The organism is Rhizobium sp. Root1212, assembly GCF_001424985.1.
Taxonomy (GTDB): Bacteria; Pseudomonadota; Alphaproteobacteria; order Rhizobiales; family Rhizobiaceae; genus Pararhizobium.
In genome coordinates this window covers 78,965-100,707 of record NZ_LMDA01000023.1, presented here as the reverse complement: position 1 = coordinate 100,707, position 21,743 = coordinate 78,965, and the positions used below count along the sequence as shown (strand labels likewise).

General features: G+C 62.8%; 19 protein-coding genes. 11 read left to right on the top strand and 8 right to left on the bottom strand.

Annotated features, from left to right (window positions below; translation table 11 throughout):
* Positions 1-115 precede the first annotated feature (115 nt).
* Positions 116-1,330: an HlyD family secretion protein gene (locus ASC86_RS18585; RefSeq protein ID WP_056324581.1), complete on the bottom strand. Its 1,215-nt coding sequence runs from the start codon at positions 1,328-1,330 to the stop codon at positions 116-118.
* Between the two features lie 154 nt (positions 1,331-1,484).
* Between ASC86_RS18585 and ASC86_RS18580 the strand changes: the two genes are divergently transcribed.
* The 3 genes from ASC86_RS18580 (at position 1,485) to ASC86_RS18570 (ending at position 3,565) form a co-directional block, all read left to right on the top strand.
* Positions 1,485-2,159 (top strand): TetR/AcrR family transcriptional regulator, encoded by a 675-nt coding sequence (locus tag ASC86_RS18580; RefSeq protein WP_244477646.1) that lies wholly within the window; start codon positions 1,485-1,487, stop codon positions 2,157-2,159.
* A gap of 49 nt (positions 2,160-2,208) precedes the next feature.
* On the top strand, positions 2,209-2,685 hold the full coding sequence (locus tag ASC86_RS18575; protein WP_056324575.1) for a GyrI-like domain-containing protein: 477 nt from the start codon (positions 2,209-2,211) through the stop codon (positions 2,683-2,685).
* A 130-nt stretch (positions 2,686-2,815) separates the two neighbouring features.
* Entirely contained in the window at positions 2,816-3,565 is a 750-nt protein-coding gene (locus ASC86_RS18570) for a TerC family protein (protein ID WP_056324573.1), read from the top strand.
* A gap of 218 nt (positions 3,566-3,783) precedes the next feature.
* On the opposite strand, the gene ASC86_RS18565 is transcribed toward ASC86_RS18570, so the two are convergent.
* Genes ASC86_RS18565 through ASC86_RS18555 form a run of 3 tightly spaced genes read right to left on the bottom strand, consistent with a single transcriptional unit; the run spans position 3,784 to position 5,149 of the window.
* Entirely contained in the window at positions 3,784-4,317 is a 534-nt protein-coding gene (locus tag ASC86_RS18565; protein ID WP_056324570.1) for an SRPBCC family protein, read from the bottom strand.
* A gap of 15 nt (positions 4,318-4,332) precedes the next feature.
* Complete coding sequence (locus ASC86_RS18560) at positions 4,333-4,818, bottom strand: SRPBCC domain-containing protein (RefSeq protein ID WP_056324567.1); 486 nt, start codon at positions 4,816-4,818, stop codon at positions 4,333-4,335.
* Positions 4,802-5,149 (bottom strand): metalloregulator ArsR/SmtB family transcription factor, encoded by a 348-nt coding sequence (locus ASC86_RS18555; RefSeq protein ID WP_056324564.1) that lies wholly within the window; start codon positions 5,147-5,149, stop codon positions 4,802-4,804. The genes ASC86_RS18560 and ASC86_RS18555 overlap by 17 nt, the downstream gene beginning before the upstream one ends.
* Positions 5,150-5,393: 244 nt before the next feature.
* On the opposite strand from ASC86_RS18555, the gene gltX reads away from it, so the two are divergent.
* Positions 5,394-6,851: a glutamate--tRNA ligase gene (gene gltX / locus ASC86_RS18550; RefSeq protein ID WP_056324563.1), complete on the top strand. Its 1,458-nt coding sequence runs from the start codon at positions 5,394-5,396 to the stop codon at positions 6,849-6,851.
* 9 nt (positions 6,852-6,860) lie between these two features.
* Positions 6,861-8,354: a lysine--tRNA ligase gene (gene lysS, locus ASC86_RS18545; protein WP_056324560.1), complete on the top strand. Its 1,494-nt coding sequence runs from the start codon at positions 6,861-6,863 to the stop codon at positions 8,352-8,354.
* A gap of 38 nt (positions 8,355-8,392) precedes the next feature.
* Here the strand turns inward: lysS and ASC86_RS18540 are convergent, their stop codons facing one another.
* Together ASC86_RS18540 and ASC86_RS18535 are read right to left on the bottom strand one after the other, a co-directional pair.
* A complete protein-coding gene (locus ASC86_RS18540; protein ID WP_056324556.1) occupies positions 8,393-9,481 on the bottom strand; it encodes a hypothetical protein in 1,089 nt (362 codons plus the stop codon).
* 156 nt (positions 9,482-9,637) lie between these two features.
* The gene (locus ASC86_RS18535) at positions 9,638-9,904 is read right to left on the bottom strand and encodes a hypothetical protein (protein WP_056324553.1); all 267 of its coding nucleotides are present in this window, start codon (positions 9,902-9,904) and stop codon (positions 9,638-9,640) included.
* 202 nt (positions 9,905-10,106) lie between these two features.
* On the opposite strand from ASC86_RS18535, the gene ASC86_RS18530 reads away from it, so the two are divergent.
* The 6 genes from ASC86_RS18530 to ASC86_RS18505 all read left to right on the top strand — a co-directional run bounded on the left by ASC86_RS18530 (position 10,107) and on the right by ASC86_RS18505 (position 19,549).
* Positions 10,107-11,342: an FAD-binding oxidoreductase gene (locus ASC86_RS18530; protein WP_056324550.1), complete on the top strand. Its 1,236-nt coding sequence runs from the start codon at positions 10,107-10,109 to the stop codon at positions 11,340-11,342.
* 22 nt (positions 11,343-11,364) lie between these two features.
* The gene (locus tag ASC86_RS18525) at positions 11,365-12,324 is read left to right on the top strand and encodes a nucleoside hydrolase (protein WP_056324547.1); all 960 of its coding nucleotides are present in this window, start codon (positions 11,365-11,367) and stop codon (positions 12,322-12,324) included.
* A 57-nt stretch (positions 12,325-12,381) separates the two neighbouring features.
* Positions 12,382-13,392, top strand: coding sequence for a ligase-associated DNA damage response exonuclease (locus tag ASC86_RS18520; protein WP_056325156.1), 1,011 nt, complete (start codon positions 12,382-12,384; stop codon positions 13,390-13,392).
* Between the two features lies 1 nt (position 13,393).
* Positions 13,394-15,019 carry a cisplatin damage response ATP-dependent DNA ligase gene (locus tag ASC86_RS18515; RefSeq protein WP_056324544.1) on the top strand — a complete coding sequence of 542 codons (1,626 nt, stop codon included), beginning with the start codon at positions 13,394-13,396 and terminating at the stop codon, positions 15,017-15,019.
* A gap of 156 nt (positions 15,020-15,175) precedes the next feature.
* Positions 15,176-17,752 carry an EAL domain-containing protein gene (locus ASC86_RS18510; RefSeq protein WP_082510315.1) on the top strand — a complete coding sequence of 859 codons (2,577 nt, stop codon included), beginning with the start codon at positions 15,176-15,178 and terminating at the stop codon, positions 17,750-17,752.
* A 348-nt stretch (positions 17,753-18,100) separates the two neighbouring features.
* Positions 18,101-19,549 carry an efflux transporter outer membrane subunit gene (locus ASC86_RS18505; RefSeq protein WP_056324538.1) on the top strand — a complete coding sequence of 483 codons (1,449 nt, stop codon included), beginning with the start codon at positions 18,101-18,103 and terminating at the stop codon, positions 19,547-19,549.
* A 78-nt stretch (positions 19,550-19,627) separates the two neighbouring features.
* On the opposite strand, the gene ASC86_RS18500 is transcribed toward ASC86_RS18505, so the two are convergent.
* Together ASC86_RS18500 and ASC86_RS18495 are read right to left on the bottom strand one after the other, a co-directional pair.
* Complete coding sequence (locus ASC86_RS18500; RefSeq protein WP_056324535.1) at positions 19,628-20,881, bottom strand: ATP-binding protein; 1,254 nt, start codon at positions 20,879-20,881, stop codon at positions 19,628-19,630.
* 3 nt (positions 20,882-20,884) lie between these two features.
* Positions 20,885-21,598 (bottom strand): response regulator transcription factor, encoded by a 714-nt coding sequence (locus tag ASC86_RS18495; protein WP_056324532.1) that lies wholly within the window; start codon positions 21,596-21,598, stop codon positions 20,885-20,887.
* Positions 21,599-21,743 lie beyond the last annotated feature (145 nt).

Sequence of the window (21,743 nt, the reverse complement as noted above, 5' to 3'; positions counted from 1 at the left end):
GCCCGGTGCTTCAAGAGATGGAAATATGCCGGCCTTTGCCGGCGACCATCCGAGCGACTTCCTTGAAGTCGGGCGGATCATGAAAAAGGGCGGCGCCGGAGCGCCGCCTCATTCCTTACTTGGCGACAGCCACATCGCCCTTCGGCGCGGTGCGGGTATCGACATCGACGACGACGCTCAAACCGGCGCGCAGACGGCCGCTGTCGAGAACCTCCTTCGGGAAGGAGATGCGAACCGGAACGCGCTGGATGACCTTGGTGAAGTTACCCGTGGCGTTTTCCGGCGGCAGCAGCGAGAACACCGAGCCGGAGGCCGGCGCAAGCGACTCGACCGTGCCGATGATCGGCTCCTCGTCGAAGGCATCGACATGGATGCGGACCTTCGAGCCCGGCACCATGTGCGCGATCTGCGTTTCCTTGAAATTCGCGTCGATATAGAGCTGCGTCACCGGAACGAGCGCTGCCAGCCGCTGGCCGCCGGAGACGAGATCGCCATCCTGAACTGCCAGATTGCCGACGATACCGTCATAGGGCGCCTTCAGCACGGTGAAGCCAAGGTCGCGCTCGGCCTTGTCGCGGGCAAGCTCAAGCGTCCGCACGGTGCTTTCGGCTTCGGCGCGCTGGGCCTGAAGCACGGTGATATTGGCCTTGGCCGCTTCGATATTGGCATCGCCGCCGATCAGATTGGCCTTGGCCTGCGCGAGTGCGATCTCGGCCGTATCCTTGGCGGCGACCGTACCGACATCCTTCGACTGAAGCTCGCTGGCACGGCGCTGGTTGATCTCGGCACCGCGCACGGCGGCTTCGAGTGCCGCCTTCGTCGCCTCGGCCTGGGCAAGGCTTGCCTTTGCGCCGGCGATCTGGGCGTCGAAGCGCTGAAGCGAGAGCTTTTCGGTGACGATCTGAGCTTCCGCCTGCTCGGCCGCCAGCTTGTAGTCGCCATTATCGATGGTGATCAGCGGATCGCCCGCCTTCACGCGCTGGTTGGCAACGACGTTGACCTTCTCGACATAGCCGGAGACCTTCGGCGAAATGGAGGCGATATCGCCTTCGATATAGGCATCGTCCGTGGAGATCAGGAAACGGCCATCCGTCCACCAGTCGTAGCCATACCAACCGCCACCGGCGAGCAAGGCGAGCCCGACGAGCGGCAGGAGGAAGGAGCGGCGCTTCGGCTTCTGCGGCGCGGTGGCGGGCGCAACGGCAGCCTCGGCCACGGGGGCGGCAGCATCCTTCGCCTCGGGAGCCGCGGTTTCGACCGCGCTGTCGGCCTTGAACTCCTCATCGACGGGACGAACGTGAGCGGCACCGGTTTTCTTGGATACGGACATATTGCGCGACCAGCCCTTGTGTGGGAAATTTCGAACCAAACCGTTCGGTTCGATTTGACATAGTGCGTTTCATCCCCCATATCAAGAGAAATCGAACCAATCGGTTCGAAAAATTAACATCACGACAATGCGACCGGATCGAGAGGAAATGACCGTGACCGACGCTGCCGAAGCCCAAGACGAGATGGCCGGCTGCCATCCTGCTGGCCGCAGGGTCGCCGGTGAAGATCCGGCCAAACGCGAGCAGATCATCGAAGGGGCCAAGCGCGTCTTCCTGCGCGGCGGCTTCGATTCGGTCTCGATGAACGACATCACCCGCGAGGCCGGTGTTTCGAAGGGCACGATCTACGTCTATTTCGAAAACAAGGAAGACCTGTTTGCAGCGATGATTCAGCAGGAGCGCAGCCGCGTCGTCGAGACGGTGCGCCACAAGCTGGACGAAAAAAAACCCTTGCGGCAGACCCTGATCGAATTCGGCGTGACACTGGCGACCCACATCACCGCCGAGCCGACGATCCGCGCCATGCGCATCGTGCTGGGCGTGACCGACCGAATGCCGCAGCTTGCCTGCGGCTTCTTCGGCGCCACGCCGGAAAACGGCCACACCGTGCTGCACGCCTTCCTGAAGCGGAAAGTGGCGGCCGGCGAACTTGCCATACCCGACCCGGACCTCGCCTCGCGCCAGTTCATCGAGATGGCCATGGCCGGCATGTTCAAGCAGCGCCTCTTCGGCGTGATGGCCGAACCGCCGACGGAGGCCATGCTCGACTATACCGTCTCCTCGGCAGCCGACGTCTTCCTGAAATCCTACCTGCCGGAACACGGTTGATTTCCCTTCCGCCGGAAGGCACAGTCTCGCCCGTGAGGAGATAATCCCGATGGAAGACCTTTCACCGCGCATCGTCGGCTCGCCGTCGATGCTGATGGCCGTAATTACGCGCGAATACGCCATGGGCGAGATCGACGGCATTCCCGCCCAATGGCAGGAGTTCAACCGTCTTTACGGCGCGCTGGAGGATACCGTCGGCGATGTCGCCTACGGCATTTGCACCCACGAGGACGGCAAGGACGGGCACTTCAACTACCACACGGCAATCGAGATCGCCGAACCCTCCTCCCTGCTTCCCGCCGGCTTCACCTTCCTCAGCCTGCCGGCCCGCGTCTATGCGGTCTTCACCCTTGATGGCCATGTTTCCGGCATCCCGCCGCTCGTCCAGCGCATCTTCACCGAATGGCTGCCCGCCTCAGGTTTCCGACACGGCGCCTTTCCGGACATGCTCGAACGCTATGACGAACGCTTCGATCCGAAAACCGGCACCGGCATCACCGAAATCTGGATTCCGATCGAGAGTTAACGGTATATCGAAGCCGCTCCGATACTCTTCCCGCTTGCAGGAAGAGCGATGCATCATACATAGGCCCTTCATGCGTATCCGCTAAACAGCGGCGCAACGATATTGATCCATCAAGGAAGGACCGGCACTGATGCCAGAAATGCTCCAGCTTCTCCAGGACCCCACAGCTTGGGTTGCGCTTGTCACTCTGGTCGTCATGGAGGTGGTTCTGGGGATCGACAACCTGATCTTCATCTCGATCCTCACCAACAAGCTGCCGCCGGAACACCGCGAACGCGCACGCAAGATCGGCATCAGCCTCGCGCTCGTCATGCGCCTTGCCCTGCTCGGCACCGTCGCCTGGATCGTCAAGCTGACGACGCCGGTCTTCGAACTCTTCGGCCACGGCTTCTCCTGGAAGGACATGATCCTGATCGGCGGCGGTCTCTTCCTCGTCTGGAAGGCGACCAAGGAAATCCACCACAATGTCGATCCCGCCGATCACGACGAGGATTTCATCGCCAGCTCCGCGACCACAACCTTTGCCGCCGCCATCGGCCAGATTCTACTGCTCGACCTCGTCTTCTCGGTCGACAGCATCATCACCGCCGTCGGCATGACGCCGCATCTGCCGATCATGGTCATCGCCGTCATCGCGGCCGTCACGGTGATGCTGGTCGCCGCCGGCCCGCTCGCCCGCTTCATCGAGCAGAACCCGACCATCGTCATGCTGGCGCTCGCCTTCCTGCTGATGATCGGCACGACGCTGATTGCCGAGGGCATGGGCCTGCATGTGCCGAAGGGCTACATTTACGCCGCCATGGCCTTCTCGGCGCTTGTCGAGGTGCTGAACATGCTGTCGCGCAACCGACGACAGAAGGCCAAGTCAGGCCACAAATAAAAAAGAAAAGCCCCAGGACCGCAAATCCTGGGGCTTTCTCATTTCGGACGTGAAGAGGATACGGGCCGGAGGGGTAAGAAGCTCGACTGCCGTTTCGTTGGCCACAGGGAGAAATCGGAAAAATCCCTGCGTTCTTCGGCACCCTCGGGTCCGATTGACACGGCCCGCATTCCTCTGGAGAGCTAACGGGCCGGAACCTCATATGGTTCCGGCTTTTTTCATTTTTCCGCGATGCCCTTCAGGTTTTCGAGACCGACGACAAAGTCCTTGCCGATCATCTCGTCCATGCTGAAGAACACGCCCATGACCTTGGCGATCAGCGGGCTCGGGCCATCCATCGCCCAAGTGACTGCTGTGCCGCTTGCGGCGGGCGAAAGCGTGAAGGTCGCGATATTGTGGGCCTCGAACGGCCGGCTGAAATCGAGCTTGATAACGACTTTTTCAGCCGAACTTTCCAGAATTTCCATGCGGCCGGCGCCAATATCCTTGTTGCCGTCCCAGGCATAGATAGCCCCCGGTCCGAGCGGGGAACCCGAGAAGCTGCGGCTCATCGCCGGATCGCGCTTTTCATAGGGCGACCAGGCTTGCCACTGATGGAAATCATTGATCAGCGGCACGATCTTCTCGGGCGGCGCCGCGATCGTTGCGCTGCGCTCGACATGGAACGTATCCGGCTTCGTCGAGGCGAAGATGACCAGCGCAATCGCCGCCAATACGATGACGGCGAGAATGATAAGAATGGTTTTCAGCATAAAAACTCCAAAAGATCAGACGAGTTGGGCAATAACGGCAGCCATTTTTTCGAGGCTCTGGCTCCAGCCTTCCTCCATGCCGCCATCGAGTTGCGGCACCAGTTCCCTGGTGATTTTCAGCACCTCGGTATGAAGCGTCATCTCGGTGCGGTCGCCGACCGCCCTGAGCGTCACCGTATTCAGGAGTTCGATCATCGGCGTGCCGGTCTCGTCGTCCCAGGTGGTGGTGAAGGCAAAGCGCTCGTTCTCGACCACCTCCTTGACTACGCCGTTCGACGGATTGCGCACTCCGTCCGCCCCTTCCATGTGCAAGCGGATGACGCCGCCGGGGCGCAAATCGACCTCGCAGACAGGTGTGGAATAGCCATGCGGCCCCCACCATTGCGCCAGGTGATAGGGATCGGTCCAGACCTTGTAGACCAAGGCAACCGGCGCATCGAAGGTGCGCTTCAAGACAAGGTTGGCCTTGGCGGCCGGCACGTATTCAGCTCTTGCGTCCATTGTCGTCTCCTTCCTGCAGTTTTCGAAGATAGAGATCGAGCCGGTCAAAACTCTGATCCCAGAATTGCCTGTAGTTATCGAGCCAGCCCTGCAGGTCCTTCAGCGGACCGGGCTCCAGCCGGCAGGGTCGCCACTGCGCCTCGCGGCCGCGGCTGATGAGCCCCGCCTTCTCCAGCACCTTCAGATGCTTCGAGATGGCCGGCAGGCTCATTTCGAACGGTGCCGCCAGTTCGTTGACCGAAGCCTCCCCTTTGGCCAGCCGGGCGAGGATCGCCCTGCGGGTCGGATCGGCAAGCGCCGAGAAGGTCGCGGTCAGCTGTTCCTCGCCCATCGCAATTAAACCATCAAGTTAATTAACTTATGAGTTAAGTACAGCGATCCCCATTCCCTGTCAAGCACACCCTGTCCAGTTTTTCTTGACGTCTCCTTATGAATATGGTCTCACGCCAGCCGAATGGATTTTCCCCACTTTTCCGCCTCTCGCGGCGCCATCCGGGGCATTTCCTCCCAGAAAAGCATGGCCTTCAGACCGGACCGAAGCACCTCCGGTGGAAGGCCGAACACGGGCCAGGATCATGACCGACAGACCAGTCCGGGTGCGCATCGCACCTTCCCCCACCGGCGAACCCCATATCGGCACCGCCTATATCGCGCTGTTCAACTACCTCTTTGCCAAGAAGCACGGCGGCGAGTTCATCCTGCGCATCGAGGATACCGACGCGACCCGCTCGACGCCGGAATTCGAGACGAAGGTGCTGGACGCGTTGAAATGGTGCGGGCTCGAATGGTCGGAAGGCCCGGACATCGGCGGCCCCTACGGCCCCTATCGCCAGAGCGACCGCAAGGACCTCTATTTGCCTTACGTCGAGAAGATCGTCGAAAACGGCCACGGCTTCCGCTGCTTCTGCACGCCCGAGCGCCTGACGGAGATGCGCGAAGCCCAGCGCGCCGCCGGCAAGCCGCCGAAATATGACGGTCTCTGCCTGACGCTGACGGCCGAGGAAGTCACGACCCGCATGGCGGCCGGAGAACCGACCGTCGTGCGCATGAAAATCCCGACCGAGGGCTCCTGCAAGTTCGTCGATGGCGTCTACGGCCCGGTCGAAATTCCGTGGGATGCCGTCGACATGCAGGTGCTGCTCAAGGCCGACGGCATGCCGACCTATCACATGGCAAACGTCGTCGACGACCATATGATGAAGATCACCCACGTCGCCCGCGGCGAGGAGTGGCTGGCATCGGTACCGAAGCACATCCTGATCTACCAGTATCTCGGGCTTAAGCCGCCGGTGTTCATGCACCTGTCGCTGATGCGCAATGCCGACAAATCGAAGCTGTCGAAGCGCAAGAACCCGACCTCGATCTCCTACTACTCCGCCCTCGGCTACCTGCCGGAAGCGGTGATGAACTTCCTCGGCCTGTTCTTCATCCAGATCGCCGAAGGCGAAGAGATGCTGACCATGGATCAGCTCGCCGAAAAGTTCGATCCGGAAAACCTGTCCAAGGCCGGTGCGATCTTCGATATCCAGAAGCTCGACTGGCTGAACGGCCGCTGGCTGCGCGAAGGCCTATCGGAAGAGGAATTCCGCGGCCGGGTGCTGGCCTGGGCGATGGAAAACGACCGCATCAACCAGGGCCTCAAGCTCTCGCAGTCGCGCATCACCAAGTTCGGCGATCTGCCTGATCTCGCCGGCTTCCTGTTCAAGTCCGACCTCGGACTCGATGCCGCGTCCTTCGCCAAGGTGAAATCCACGCCGGAAGAGCTGGTGGCGATCTTCAACGAGGTTCAGCCGTCGCTCGAAAAAATCCTCGAATGGAACGTCGAATCCATCGAAGCCGAACTGCGCGCCGTCGCCGACCGTCTGGAAAAGAAGCTGAAGGTGGTCGTCGCACCGCTGTTCATCGCCGTTTCCGGTTCGTCGCGGTCGCTGCCCCTGTTTGACTCGATGGCCATTCTCGGCCGCTCCGTCGTGCGCCAGCGCCTGAAGGTCGCCGGCCAGGTCGTCGCCTCCATGGCCGGCAGCGGAAAGTAAGGAAAGATCATGACCGAAAAGACCGAAACCGCCCTTTCCTCCGACGTGACCGAAGTCCGCGCGCAAAAGCTGAAGCTGCTGCGCGAACAGATCGGCGACGTCTATCCGGCGCATTTCCACCGCACGATCACCAATGGCGAACTCGCCGAGAAGTACGAGAGCCTTGAGCCGGACACCGAGACGCAGGATGTCGTCACCGTTGCCGGCCGCGTCTATTCCTCGCGCAATTCCGGCATGTTCATGGACATCCGCGATGCCTCGGGCAAGATCCAGATCTTCAGCCACAAGGACACGACCCCGGAAGAAGCCCGCGCCCTGCTACCCCTGATCGACATCGGCGATATCATCGGCGTGACCGGCGTCGTGCGCCGCACCAAGCGCGGCGAACTGACGATCAACGCACAGCAGATCACGATGCTGACGAAGTCGCTGCTGCCGATGCCGGAAAAGTGGCATGGCCTCTCCGACATCGAGCTGCGCTACCGCAAGCGTCACCTCGACATCATGACCAATGACGACTCGAAGCTGCGCTTCCAGCAGCGCTCGAAGATCGTCTCCGGCATCCGCCGCTTCATGGAAAACGACGGCTTCATGGAAGTCGAGACGCCGATGCTGCATTCGGTCTATGGCGGCGCGACCGCCGAGCCGTTCAAGACGCATCACAACACGCTGAAGCTCGATATGTACCTGCGCATCGCGCCGGAACTGTTCCTGAAGCGCACGCTGGTTTCGGGCCTCACCGACAAGGTGTTCGAGATCAACCGCAACTTCCGCAACGAAGGCGTCTCCACCCGGCACAATCCCGAATTCACGATGATGGAGTGCTACTGGGCCTATGCCGACTACGAGGACATCATGGACCTCGTCGAGCGGCTGTTCTCGGAACTCGCCATCAAGATTCACGGCTCGACCGAATTCGCCTTCGGCGACAAGGAAATCTCCTTCAAGGGGCCGTTCAAGCGCGTGCCGATGCCGGATGCGGTGAAGGAAGCAACGGGCATCGACTTCCTCGCCCTCAAGTCGGACGAGGAAGCCCGCGCTGCCGCCAAGGCTGCCGGCTTTGCCGTCGAGAAGGACTGGACCTGGGGCGAATGCCTCGCCTTCATCTTCGAAGAGAAGGTCGAGCCGACGCTGATCCAGCCGAGCCATGTCACCCATTTCCCGAAGGACATCTCGCCCTTTGCCAAGGAAGTGCCGGGCGAACCCCGCCTCGTCGAGCGTTTCGAGACCTATTGCAACACCTGGGAACTCGGCAACGCCTTCTCCGAACTCAACGACCCGGAAGAACAGCGCCGCCGCATGGTCGAGCAGCTGGAGCAGGCCCATGCCCGCGGCGAAAAGGACAAGCAGCTCGATGACGAGTTCCTCGACGCCATGGACCAGGGCATGCCGCCTGCCGGCGGCCTCGGCATCGGCGTCGATCGCCTGATCATGCTGCTGACCAACTCGCCGTCGATCCGCGACATCATTCTCTTCCCGGCGCGTCGCGCCAAGGCAGACTGATCCGCAGCGATGTTGGAATGATTTGAAGGAGCCTGCCGTCAGTGAACGGCGGGCTCCTTTTTCGTTTCGGCTTCTGCCGTCATGTCGTTTGGCTCGGCCTTCGGCTCGGCGGCTTGTGAATGCTCTTCGGGCTGAGCATGCGCATCCTTGGTTTCGGCTGGTGCCGCGGCTTCGCCATCGCCGAAAATCATCGCCTTGACGGAGGCAAACATGCCGGGCTTTTCGGCTTCCGCATGCTCTTCCGGCTTGGCGGCATGGTCTTCCGCCGGCGCGGCCTCACCATGGCCTGCAGCTTCCGGCTTTTCCTCGCCTGAGCCGAAGATCATACCGGTGATCGACGCCAGCATGCCCTCGCTCTTTTCACCGCTTGCGGCTTCGCCATGCCCCTCGGCAGCCGCTTCTTCACCATGACCTTCTGCCGGCTTTTCGCCGTGACCTTCTTCGCTTGCCTTGGCCTCGCCGCCATGGCCTTCGGCTTCCGCCGCTTCGCCGTGCCCCGACGCCTTCTCCGAAGCCGCCTCGCCATGCTCGCCGGCTTCGCTGCCCTCGGCACCTTCGACCGGCACCGGATCGGCACATTCGGTCTTCTCGACGATCGAGGTCAGCGTGTCCTTGATCTTGTCCTGTGAAAGACTGACATCCTGACCGTAATAGAGACCGACGGTATTGGCTTCGCTATCGCTGTAGCGCGCCGAGAAAAGATTGCTCATACCCGGCACGATCTTGGGATCGGGCGCAAACAGCACCTGCGCCCCGATCGCCGCCCCGCGCCAGTCGGCACGCTCCTTCGGTCCGGCCGTATCGAGCACCGCCACTTGGTAAAGATCGGCCTTTTCGGCATGCACCAGCAGGCCGGCGACGCGCAACGCCGTGCGCACCCGCTCCTCGCCACTGCCCTTCTCGACGGTGATGTATTTGCGAATCCAGCGCTGGCCGTTGCGGCGCATCTTCAGGGTTTCGACCGTGGTGCAGGCGAGACCGGAAACCGAGGGAGCCCGCTTCTCTTCATCCTTGCCCTGCACCATGAACAGCGCATAGGCGCCCGACGCGCCGGAAAGCAGCAGCACGCCGGCGACGGCGAACATCGCCTTGCGTGGAAGACGTATCTTCTTCAGGATCGATTTCACCGCTGCCGCCCCGTTGTCCGTTACCAAGCCCTTGAACGGACGGCATTCTAACGGCGTGACGTTTCGGAAGTTTAAACGACGGGCAGGACGAAGCCTGCCAAAACGACGTCGGGGCACCCGAAAGGATGCCCCAAAAATGTACGGAAACGGCTGAAACTACTGAACCAGCTGATAGCCGTTGCAGCTGGAAACCCGGCGCCAGCCGCTCATATCATCGGAATACAGCCGGCCGGAGCCATCGACATTCGGCATGCAGAAGCGCTGGTAGCGATAATTCTCGCGATTTTCGCCGCTGCCGCCATGGGTGATGCTGCCGCCGCCGGTGCGGCCGCCCTTGTCGCCGCGGCTCTGGGCGGCTGCGTCATGAAGGGAGAGGGTGCTTGCGGCAGCGACGACAAGCAGCAGGGAAACGGTCTTGCGCATGATATTCCTCCTGGATTTTTGACTGGGAGGGCCAACCCCTTCCCCTGAGATGACCATCTCAAAATCCGGGATACCGCGCTGTTTCGGATGGAACAGGGCCGACGCCCGGTGAAAATCATCGGAATATTCGCCCGACAAGGCTTGATCCCCGCCAAAATGGGGGCGAAGACAGGGCACGGAAAATCAGCCCGGCAGGGAGAGCATGGCACGCATCGCAATATCAGGCGCAGGCATCATCGGATGCGCCACCGCCGTTCACCTGATCGAACGGGGACATGACGTCACCGTGTTCGAAAAGGACCTTTCCGGCCTGCCCGCCTCCGTCGGCAATGCCGGCATCCTCGCCGTGCCGGAAATCGATCCGCTTGCCCGGCCCGACATGCTGTTTTCCGCGCCCAAATGGCTGGCCGATCCGCTCGGACCGCTGACCCTGCGCTGGCAGGACCTGCCGGCGCTCACCCCCTGGCTCCTGGCCTTCCTATTGGCCGCGCGACCGGGCCAGGTCGAGCGCTCCCGCGCCGCGATGCTGAGCCTGATGCGCGACGCACTTGAAGCCCATGAGAGGCTTGCCGCGACAGTCGGCATCTCCGGTCATATGAAGAAGAGCGGCGCACTGACGATCTTCGACAGCGAAAGCAAGCTCAACGACGCCTTCCCGCACGAAGAGAAGAATGCAGCGCTGCTCGGCCACGAGGTCGAAAAACTCGACCGCGCCGCCGCCCGCGCGCAGGTCCCGGCGCTGGAAGGCAATTTCGCCGGCGGCATCTTCTCCTCCGGTTACCAGACCTTCCTCGATCCGCTGGCGCTCTTGCGCGGCCTGCAGGCTTTCGTGCGCGAACGCGGTCATCTCGTCGAGGCGGAGGTCGCCCGCGTCAACCAGCAGGCCGCCAGCATCGAGATCGTCACCGCGGCGGGCGAGCGCCAGCAATTCGACAAGGCTGTCATCACCTCGGGTATCTGGTCGCGCGATCTCGTCCGTAGCCTCGGCCTCAGCGTTCTGCTCGAAACCGAGCGCGGCTACAACACCACCTTCGTCGATCCGACTGTAACGCTGGAGCTGCCCGTGTTCTTCTCCGAGCACGGCTTCGTCGCCACGCCGCTCAGGAACGCGCTGCGCATCGGCGGTGCCGTCGAGCTTGCTAAGCCGGATGCGCCGGCCAATTTCGCCCGCGCCGCCGCCATGCGCCAGAAAATGCGCCGTTATGTGCCGAGCCTGCCGGAAAGCGGCGGCACCGAATGGATGGGCCGACGTCCTTCGACACCGGATTCCATTCCGGTCATCAGCCTGCATCCGTCCGATCCCCGCATCGCCATGGCCTTCGGCCACGGCCATCTCGGTCTCACGCTGTCGGCCGTCACCGGCCGCAGCATCGCCAGCCTTCTCGAAGCCGGCGAGCAGGAGCATCTTAATCCCTTCAGCATCCGCCGCTTCCAGTAACGCTTTTTTGGAAAGAACATTCATGCACAAGGTCATTTTCGATACGGACCCCGGCGTCGACGACGCGATGGCACTCCTGTTTCTCCATCATCACCCGGATATCGACCTGATCGGCATCACCACCGTCTTCGGCAATGCCTCGATCGAGACGACGACGCGCAACGCCCTGTTTCTGAAGCAAGCCTGGAACATCGACGCCCCGGTCGCCAAGGGCGCCAACGAGACCTACGATCCGAGCCGCCCGCATGTGGGCTGGCCGACCTTCATCCACGGCGATGACGGCCTCGGCAATATCGGCGTGCCGCAAACCGTCGATCTGCCCTGCGATGTCAGGCCGGCTCATCGCTTCATCATCGAAACCGTGCGCGCCAATCCGGGTGAGGTGACGATCGTCGCCGTCGGCCGCATGACCAATCTTGCCGTTGCCTTGCGCGAAGACCCCGGCATTGCCGGCCTCGTCAAGGCCGTGGTCATCATGGGTGGCGCCTTCGATCGTCCCGGCAACATCACGCCCGCTGCCGAAGCCAACATCCATGGCGACCCGGAAGCGGCCGACGCCGTCATGACTGCCGCCTGGCCCGTCACGGTCATCGGCCTCGATGTCACGGTGCCGACCGTCATGACCCGCAACCTGCTCTCGGACATCGTCGCCGCCGGCGGCGCGCGGGCAAAGCTGCTGTCGGACATCTCGCAGTTCTACATCGATTTCTACGAAAACCATGTCGAGGACGGCATGGTGGTGCATGACAGCTGCGCCTGCGTCTATGTCGTGGCGCCCGAGCTTTTCCGCACCCGCAGCGGCGCGATTCGCGTCGTCTGCGGCGGCATCGCCGATGGCCAGACGATCCAGAAGCCGGACAGCCAGACCTTCCCGTCCGGCGACTGGGACAACCTGCCGAGCCAGGACGTCTGCATCGCCGTCGATTCCAAGGGCGTTCTCGATCTCGTCGCCAAGACGCTGTCGGCCTATCCGCACGCCTGATAAAAAATTCCTGACGTGACGCTGGCAGGAGCGATCCTGCCGGCTATCTTGCTTTCCATGAAACCGGAAGCGCTGCTCTATTCCACGCCCAGGGGCCTCTATTGCGAGAGGGGCGATTTCTATATCGATCCGGTGCAGCCGGTCGAACGGGCGCTGATCACCCACGGTCATGCCGACCATGCCCGCTCCGGCCACGCCAAGGTCCTCGCCACCCGCGAAACCCTCGACATCATGGCCATCCGCTACGGCGAGACGTTCTGCGGCGAGGCCCAAAGTATCGCCCTCGGCGAACGCCTGTCCATCAATGGTGTCACCGTCAGCTTCTACCCCGCCGGCCATGTGCTCGGCTCGGCCCAGATCCGCGTCGAAGCGGAGGGAACCCGCATCGTGGTCTCCGGCGACTACAAACGCCGCCGCGACCCGACCTGCGCCGGCTTCGAACCGGTACCCTGCGATGTTTTCATCACCGAAGCGACCTTCGGCCTGCCGGTCTTCCACCACCCCGACGACAAGGACGAGATCGCCAAGCTCCTGACCTCGCTCAGACAGTTTCCCGAGCGCACCCATCTCGTCGGCGCCTATGCGCTCGGCAAGGCCCAGCGCGTCATCGCCCTCCTGCGCGAAGCCGGTTATCACGAGCCGATCTTCATCCACGGTGCGCTCGCCAAACTCTGCACCTACTACCAGGAGTGCGGCATCCCGCTCGGAGACCTTCGCCCGGCGACGATAGAAGGCGGCGACCGCCAATCCTTCGCGGGGCAGATCGTCATCGGCCCGCCCGCGGCCTTTGCCGATCGCTGGGCGCGGCGCTTTCCCGATCCGCTCGCCATCTTCGCCTCCGGCTGGATGCTGGTGCGCCAGCGGGCCAAGCAACGCGGCGTCGAGCTGCCGATGATCATTTCCGACCATTGCGACTGGCCGGAACTCCTCGCTACCATCACCGAAATAGCCCCATCCCAGGTCTGGGTCACCCATGGCCGCGAGGAAGCACTGGTCCGCTGGTGCGAACTGCAGGGCATACCCGCCCGCCCGCTGCACCTCGTCGGCTATGAAGACGAGGGCGATTGACATGCACGCCTTCGCCGAACTGCTCGACCGCCTCGTGCTGACCCCGCAGCGCAACGCCAAGATCAAGCTGATGGCGGATTATTTCCGTTCCGCCCCCGATCCCGACCGCGGCTATGCCCTCGCCTCCCTCGCCGGCACCCTGACGCTCAGCACCGTCAAGCCCCAGCTTTTGAAACAGCTGGTGCTGGAACGTATGGACGAGGTGCTGTTCCAGTATTCCTACGATTATGTCGGCGACCTCGCCGAAACGATCTCGCTCGTCTGGGAGCCGGCAGGCGACGGGACGCTTGAACCGATCGACCTCTCACTCGGCGCAATCGTGCGAAAGCTGCAATCGGCAAGTCGTGCCGATGTGCATGGCGTGGTCCGCACCCTGCTCGACCAGCTCGACGGCTCCAGCCGTTTCGCCTTCCTGAAGCTGATCACCGGCGGCATGCGCATCGGCGTTTCGGCCCGGCTGGTGAAGCAGGCTCTGGCCGACATGGGTGGCGTCGATGTCGTCGAAATCGAAACCCTGTGGCATGGGCTGGAACCACCCTATCTCGATCTTTTCCGCTGGCTGGAAGGCAAGAGCGAGAAGCCAAGCCTCTCCATGCCCGCCGTCTTCCATTCGGTCATGCTGGCCACCCCGCTTGCCGAAAGCGATGTGGCCGCGCTCGACCCGGCTGATTTCGCCGCCGAATGGAAATGGGACGGCATCCGCGTGCAATTCGCCAATCTCGCCGGCACCCGCCGGCTCTATTCCCGGAGCGGCGACGATATCTCCGGCGCGTTCCCCGATATCCTCGACGCCGCCACCTTCGAAGGCATCATCGACGGCGAGCTACTGGTCGGCGGCACGATGCGCAGCAACCGCGCCACCCGCAGCTTTTCCGACCTGCAGCAGCGCCTGAACCGCAAGACCGTGACCCGCAAGATGCTGGAGGAGTATCCGGCCTTCATCCGCGGTTACGACCTGCTGTTTGCCGGCGAAGAGGATATTCGGGGCCGCAATTTCGTCGAACGGCGCGAACGGCTCGAAGCCGTGATCGACGCCTCACCCCCGGATCGCTTCGATCTCTCGCCGCTGGTGCCCTTCTCCAGCTGGGAAGAACTCGACAGTCTCCGGCGCGCGCCACCCGATCCCGTCATCGAAGGCATCATGCTGAAACGCCTCGATTCGCCCTATACCGCCGGCCGCATGAAAGGCCCGTGGTTCAAGTGGAAGCGCGATCCCTACAATGTCGATGCCGTGCTGATGTATGCCCAGCGCGGCCATGGCAAGCGGTCGAGCTACTATTCCGATTTCACCTTCGGCGTCTGGACGGACAAGGACGGCGCGGATGCGCTTGTCCCGGTCGGCAAGGCCTATTTCGGCTTCACCGATGCCGAGCTTGAAATCCTCGACCGCTACGTGCGCGAAAACACCATCGAGCGCTTCGGCCCGGTCCGATCGCTCCGAGCGGAGCCGGATCACGGTTTCGTCGTCGAGGTCGCCTTCGAAGGCATTAATTTCTCCACCCGCCACAAGTCCGGCGTCGCCATGCGCTTTCCGCGCATCGCCCGGCTGCGCCAAGACAAGCTGCCGCGCGAAGCCGACCGGCTGGAGACCCTGACGGCCATGATTGCGGCTCCCGAGCCCCCATAAGCGTCAGCACATATTGTTAAGATCAATCTGCGACCATCTTCGCTACACCGCCTACGCGGTTGAGGGGAATGGGTTGATCTGGTGATCTTGGAAAGTCTGAAAACATCGCGACGGTTCTTCCGGCCGAGCTACCTGCCCGCCCTGATTGCCGTCGTCATGGCGGTCGCAGCCGGGATTTTTGCCGAGGAACAGAACCGCGCCATCCACGCCGCCCGCCTGCGCGCCGCCGTCGTCGCCGAACTCACGCCCATTCGCTCCCGCCTCGAATCCAGTATCAACGGCGACATCCAGCTGGTGCGCGGCCTGATCGCGACGATCGCCACCGAACCCGGCATGACCCAGGACCGCTTCACCGGGCTGTCGCAAAATATCTTCAACGAACGCTCCAACCTGCGCAATATAGCCGCCGCCCCGGGCCTTGTCGTCTCCATGGTCTATCCGCTGAAGGGCAACGAAAAGGCGATCGGCCTCGACTACAACAGCAACCCGCAGCAGCGCGCCGCCGCCCTTCGCGCCCGCGACAGCGGCAAGCTGGTGTTGGCCGGACCGCTGGAGCTGGTGCAGGGTGGCCAGGGTCTGATCGGCCGTTTTCCGGTATTCAACGGCATCGCCGGGCCGCAGCAACGGTTCTGGGGCATCGTCTCGGCCGTCATCGATGTCGACAAGCTCTACAGGATCAGCGGCCTCGCCTCCGCCGCAGATATCGATGTCGCCATCGTCGGCAAGGATGGCCTCGGCGAAGACGGCGCGCTGTTTTACGGCGCACGCAACATTCCGAGCAGCGATCCGGTTCGCATGAGCGTGCTGCTCCCCGGCGGCTCGTGGGAGATCAGTGCCGTGCCGAAGGGGGGCTGGCCCGCTGATCCGCCCAATCTCTGGCAGATGCGGCTGCTGCTGGCGCTCGGCGGCCTGATCATCGTCGTGCCGATGATCATCACCGGCCGGCTGATGGAGGAGCGCCAGAACAACATCCTCGCCCTTGAGGAAAACAAGGATCGCCTGCAGGAACTCTCCCACCGCCTGAACATTGCCCTGGATACCTCCGAAATCGGCATCTGGGAACTCGACGTCGCCTCCGGCACCCTGCTCTGGGACGATCGTATGCGTGAACTGTACGGCTTCGAGGAAGATCGCGGCCCGGTTCTGGAGGACTGGCGCGACACGCTGCATCCGCTCGACGTGGAGCGCTCCGAACTGGAATTTGCCCTCGCCCTTGGCAAGCAGGTGCAATCCTACCGCGACCAGTTCCGTCTGCAATTGAAGGACGGCAAGATCCGCCATATCCGGGCTATCGGCTCCTGCTATATCGGCGCCGGCGGACGACGCAAGATCGTCGGCGTCAACTGGGATGTGACCGCCGATGTCGAGCGCAACGAAAGCCTGGAGGATGCCCGCCGTCAGGCCGAGGCCCACAGCGCGGAGCTGGAAGCCGCCCGCCACCGCATGGAATTCAACGCCCTGCACGATCCCCTGACCGGGCTGCCGAACCGCCGCTATCTCGACCAGACGCTCTCGACGGCGCAGGCCGACACCGGCCAGCGTCCGGCGCTTGCCCGCATCCTCCACATGGACCTCGATCGGTTCAAGGAAATCAACGACACGCTCGGCCACGCCGCCGGCGACGAAATTCTGCGCCATGCCGCGCATGTGCTGCGGGAAAACACCGGCGACGACGATTTCGTCGCCCGCATCGGCGGCGACGAGTTCGTCATCATCTCACGCACCGAGGACGACGACACCGATCTCGCCCGCCGCGTCATAGAGGCGATGAGCGTGCCGGTGATGTATCACGGCCAGAAATGCCGCATCGGCGTCAGCATCGGCATTGCCCGCCAGGCCTCCCAACGGGAGGAGCTGTCCCAGGTGCTCGTCAACGCCGATATCGCCCTTTATGAAGCCAAGCGCCGCGGCCGCGGTCGCTACGAGGTCTTCGCCCATTCGCTGAAGACGGCCGTGTTCAAGAGCAAGCAGACGGCGGACGAAATCCTGCGCGGCCTGGAGCAGAACGAGTTCATCGCCTATTTCCAGCCGCAGTTCTGTCCAAGAACCCTCGACATCATCGGTGTCGAAGCGCTCGCGCGCTGGGATCACCCGCAGAAGGGCGTACTCGCCCCGCATGCCTTCCTGAAGACCGCCGAGGAGATCAACGTGCTGGCCGAGATCGACCAGCGCATCCTCGAACAGGCCCTGTTCCACTCCCGCCGCTGGGATGCGAGCGGCATCGATATTCCCAAGGTCTCCGTCAATCTCTCCTACCATCGCCTGCACGACGAAAACCTGATCGACCGGCTGAACCAGCTTGCGATCCCGAAGGGCCGTCTGTCCTTCGAGCTTCTGGAATCGATCTCTTTCGACGAAAGCGATATGACAGTGCTTTCCAACATCGAGAAGATCAAAGGCCTCGGCATCGATATCGAGATCGACGATTTCGGCACCGGCTACGCCTCGATCGTCAGCCTGTTGAAGCTGACCCCGCGCCGCCTGAAGATCGACCGTCAGCTCATAATGCCGATCCTGACTTCGGCAAGCCAGCGCCAGCTCGTCGCCTCGATCATCGATATCGGCAGCTCGCTCGGCGTGGAGGTGATGGCGGAGGGCGTCGAAACGCTGGAACATGCGAAAATATTGCGCGAACTCGGCTGCCACGGCTTGCAGGGCTATGCCTTCGCACGTCCCATGAGCCCGACCGAACTTGCCAATTTCGCCCGCGAAAAACGGTGGCTGGCGGCCTGAGCGGAAAGTCCGGCCCGGCGCAAACCGTCGATTCGCTGTGGCGGAATGTCCCCACCCCTGTAGAAAAAGTCAGCGCATTTTGCCGCAGAAACAATTCGATACAGAACCGACGCACGGCCGATACGCGATGCCTTTATCGGTGCATTCCGACCGTCTTTAGCCGTTTTCGGCAGCGATTCCGGCATGTTGATGCCACCAAGGGCGTGGCACATTGGAAACACCCGACTGTGGAAATGCTGTTTTACGGCCTTGTTGGCAATTGCCCGCTCGCTTGCAGCGCGGAAAATGTCTAAAGACACAAAGTGAATCGTTTATTACTGGCGCAGACCGTGCCGGATGGGGAAACTGATGAAGACTCTCAAAGTGCTCCTTCCCTTGAGCCTCCTGTTGCTGTCCGGCTGCATGGTCGGACCTGATTACCAGAAGCCCGATGCAAGCCTTCCCGGCAAATTCTCCCAGGGCAATCAGGCCAGCACCGACGTAACCCTCAATCCCTGGTGGGAAGCCTTCCGCGACAACCGCTTGAACAGCCTCGTTACCCAGGGCATGAACGAAAACCTTGATGTCCAGCAGTCGCTGGAGCGTATCGTCGAGGCCCGCGCCAATGTCATCGTCGCCGCATCCGGCGGCCTGCCGCAGATCAATGCCGGCGGCGCTGCAACGGCGCAAGGCACGGATGGTTCTTACCTGCGCAGGACCAGCCTCGGCACAACTGACCACAACGAAACCAAGACGCTGAATGCCGGCGCCGACGTTTCCTGGCTGCTCGATTTCTTCGGCCAGTACCGCCGCGCCAAGGAAAGCGCCGAAGCATCGCTCGATGCCTCTTACGATGATGTCAACGTCGCGCGTCTGGCCTACCTGTCGGACCTGACGGCGTCGTACATCGAGGCCCGCTATAACCAGGAAGCGCTTGCCCTGCAGCGCAAGAACCTGGAATCGCGCCGCGAAACCCTGAAGCTGACCAACGATATCAAGGCTGCGGGTGCGGCCTCCAGCCTCGACGTCGTTCAGGCCGAAGGTCTGGTCAATACGACACTCGCAGAGCTTCCGGGCTACGAGGCTGGCTTCAACCAGGCCGCGAACCATATCGCCACCCTGCTCGGCCTGCCGGCGACCTCGATCACCGCGAGCCTGCAGAAGGGCACCGCCCAGCCGTGGCCGCGCTACAATACCAAGATCGGCATTCCTGCGGACCTCGTGCGCAACCGTCCTGACATCCGTCGCGCCGAACGGCTGTTGGCTGCCCAGACGGCTGCGATCGGCGTTGCCGAAGCGCAGCTCTATCCGAGCCTGACGCTCGGCGGCACCATCGACGTGACCCGCACGATCGCCGCCGCCGTCGGTAGCGCCGGCAGCTGGTCCTTCGGTCCCAGCCTCTCCATCCCGGTCTTCAGCGGCGGCCGCCTGAAGGCGAATGTCGATATCGCCAAGTCCGGTGCGCAGCAGCAATACCTCGCCTGGAAACAGACGGTTCTGAACGGCATCGAGGAAGTCGAAAACGCGCTCATCGCCCTGCAGAAGAACTACGAGACGGTCGCAGCCCTTCGCAAGGTCGTGAAGTCTTACGAAGAAGCGCTCAGCCTCGCCCGCGAAAGCTACAAGGGCGGCGCGACCTCGCTGCTCGACGTGCTCGATGCCGAACGCAACCTCGCAGCGTCCCGCGTGACGCTCGCTGCCAGCATCCGCAACCTCGCGAACAACTACGTAACGCTGAACGTCGCCATCGGCGGCGGCTCGGCAATCGAAACGCCGACCAGGGAAAGCGCGCCCCAAAAGGTCGCGGCAACCCAGTAAGCGCAATACCGAACAGAAAAGGCCGCCCGGCAGAAGCCGCGGCGGCCTTTTTGTTTTCAACGCTTTCTCGTTTTCGGATCAGGCAACCAGCAGCGGCAGCCGCACCGTCTGCAGCAGGCCACCCTGCGGACGGTTGACGATGGTGATCGAGCCGCCGTGTTTCTCGACGATCTCGCGGGCGATCGCCAGCCCGAGCCCCGCGCCCGGTATCAGCTTGCGCCGCGCCTGATCGACGCGGAAGAACGGTTCGAAGACCCGGTCGATCAGATCGACCGGAATGCCGGGACCATTGTCGCGGATCGTGATCGTCACGCCGGCATCGCCATCGGCAAAAAGTTTGGCCTCTCCGCCCTGCCCGTGGGTCGCGGCATTGACGGTGAGATTGCGCAGCGCCCGTTTCAGGGCGAAGGAAGAGCCCGAAACGGTGGCCCGCTCCATCGCCGCAAGCCGCATCGGCAGCCCCAGTTCGCCAAGCTCGGAGACGATCTCCTCCAGCAGCGTATCGAGCGGCACGGCCTCGCGCATCTGCAGCCCCGCTTCCTCCCGCACCAGGCAGATGGCGCTGTCGGCGATCTGGTCCAGTTCGTCGAGGTCCTTCAGCCAGGCATTGCGCTCGTCGGTCTCGGCGACGAATTCCGCGCGCAGGCGCATGCGGGTCATCGGCGTGCGCATGTCGTGCCCGGCCGCCGCGACGAGCCGCATGCGGCTTGCCATAGCCGCATTGAGCCGCGCCGCCAGCCGGTTGATCGTGCGCGCCGTGGTGCGCACCTCCATCGGTCCGGTCTCGGGCATGTCGGGGATGACGCCATCCGGCCGGATCTTGGCAATCGCCCCCTCCAGCACCCGGAGCGGCCGCATCATCACCGCGCTGGCATAGACGGCGACGATCACCACGCCGAGCGCGACCAGCGCCAGATAGGCGATCAGCGGCCAGAGCGGAAACGGCCCCAAATTGGGAAAGACCAGATAGGCCCAGCGCCCGTCCGGCAGCTTCACCGCAAGCTCCCGCGGCGCACCGGCGGAGCGCCGCAGCATCACCATCTCGGCAGAATAGCCGCCGTCGCGGGCGATATCCGCCACATTTTCGCTCCGGTCCCGGTCGATCAGTTCGGGCTTCGGGGCATCGCCGATCGGGATATGCAGCCGCTCAGCCGCGGACGGGTCCTTTGCCAGCAGCACCAGCGCGATCTCCGCCTTTTCCACCAGCGCCTGCTTGAAAACCGACTCGGACGGTTTCCGCACGAGTTGGATCGTCACGAAGGTTGCGATCACCAGCACCAGAAGCACGGCGACGACAAGCAGGATGGTAAAACGCGTGCGCAGCGACCACATGGCTTAAGCCCCGCGCTCGACGGGCACCGCCAGCTGATAGCCTTTGTTGCGCACCGTCTTCAGGAGGCTGAAGACATTGGCATCGCCGAGCTTGCGACGCAGCCGGCTGACGAGGATGTCGATGGAGCGGTCGAAGGGATCGGCCGTGCGCCCCTGCGTCAGGTCGAGCAGCGAATCGCGCGAGAGGATACGGCCCGGACGCTGCAGAAACACCATCAACAACTCGAATTCGCCGCCGGTCAATTCGATCGGCTGGCCGTCCGGCGCCGTCAGCGTCCGGCTTTCGATATCGGCGGTGTAGTTGGCGAAGATATAGCGGCGCTCCGCCACCGGGCGCGCCTCCTGACGCCCGCGCCGCAGCACGGCACGAATACGGGCGGCAAGCTCGCGCGGGTTGAACGGCTTGCCGAGGTAATCGTCCGCCCCGAACTCCAGCCCGATGATGCGGTCGACATCCTCCTTCAGCGCCGTCAGCAGGATCACCGAGAGATTGGGCATCCGGTCGCGCAGGGAGCGGCAGAGATCGAGACCCGATCCATCCGGCAGCATCACGTCAAGCACAAGGAGGTCGATCTTCAGCTCGGCAAGCTTCGCCTCGCATTCGGCTCGGCTGCCGGCCAGCGTCACGCGAAAGCCCTGGCCGTCGAGATACTTCCCGAGCAGACGGCGGATTTCCGGGTCGTCATCGACGACGAGAATATGGGAGAGCGTTTCCATGTCCCCTTTATATCATCGGCAGACAAAAACGCATCCGGCGCGCACACGGCCGGATAACAGTTCTGATGTCGGAATGTTTCTCGCCGGCCGATCCGCACATTTCGTTACAAAAAACGGCGGCACGGATGCCGTCACCGGGAGTTGA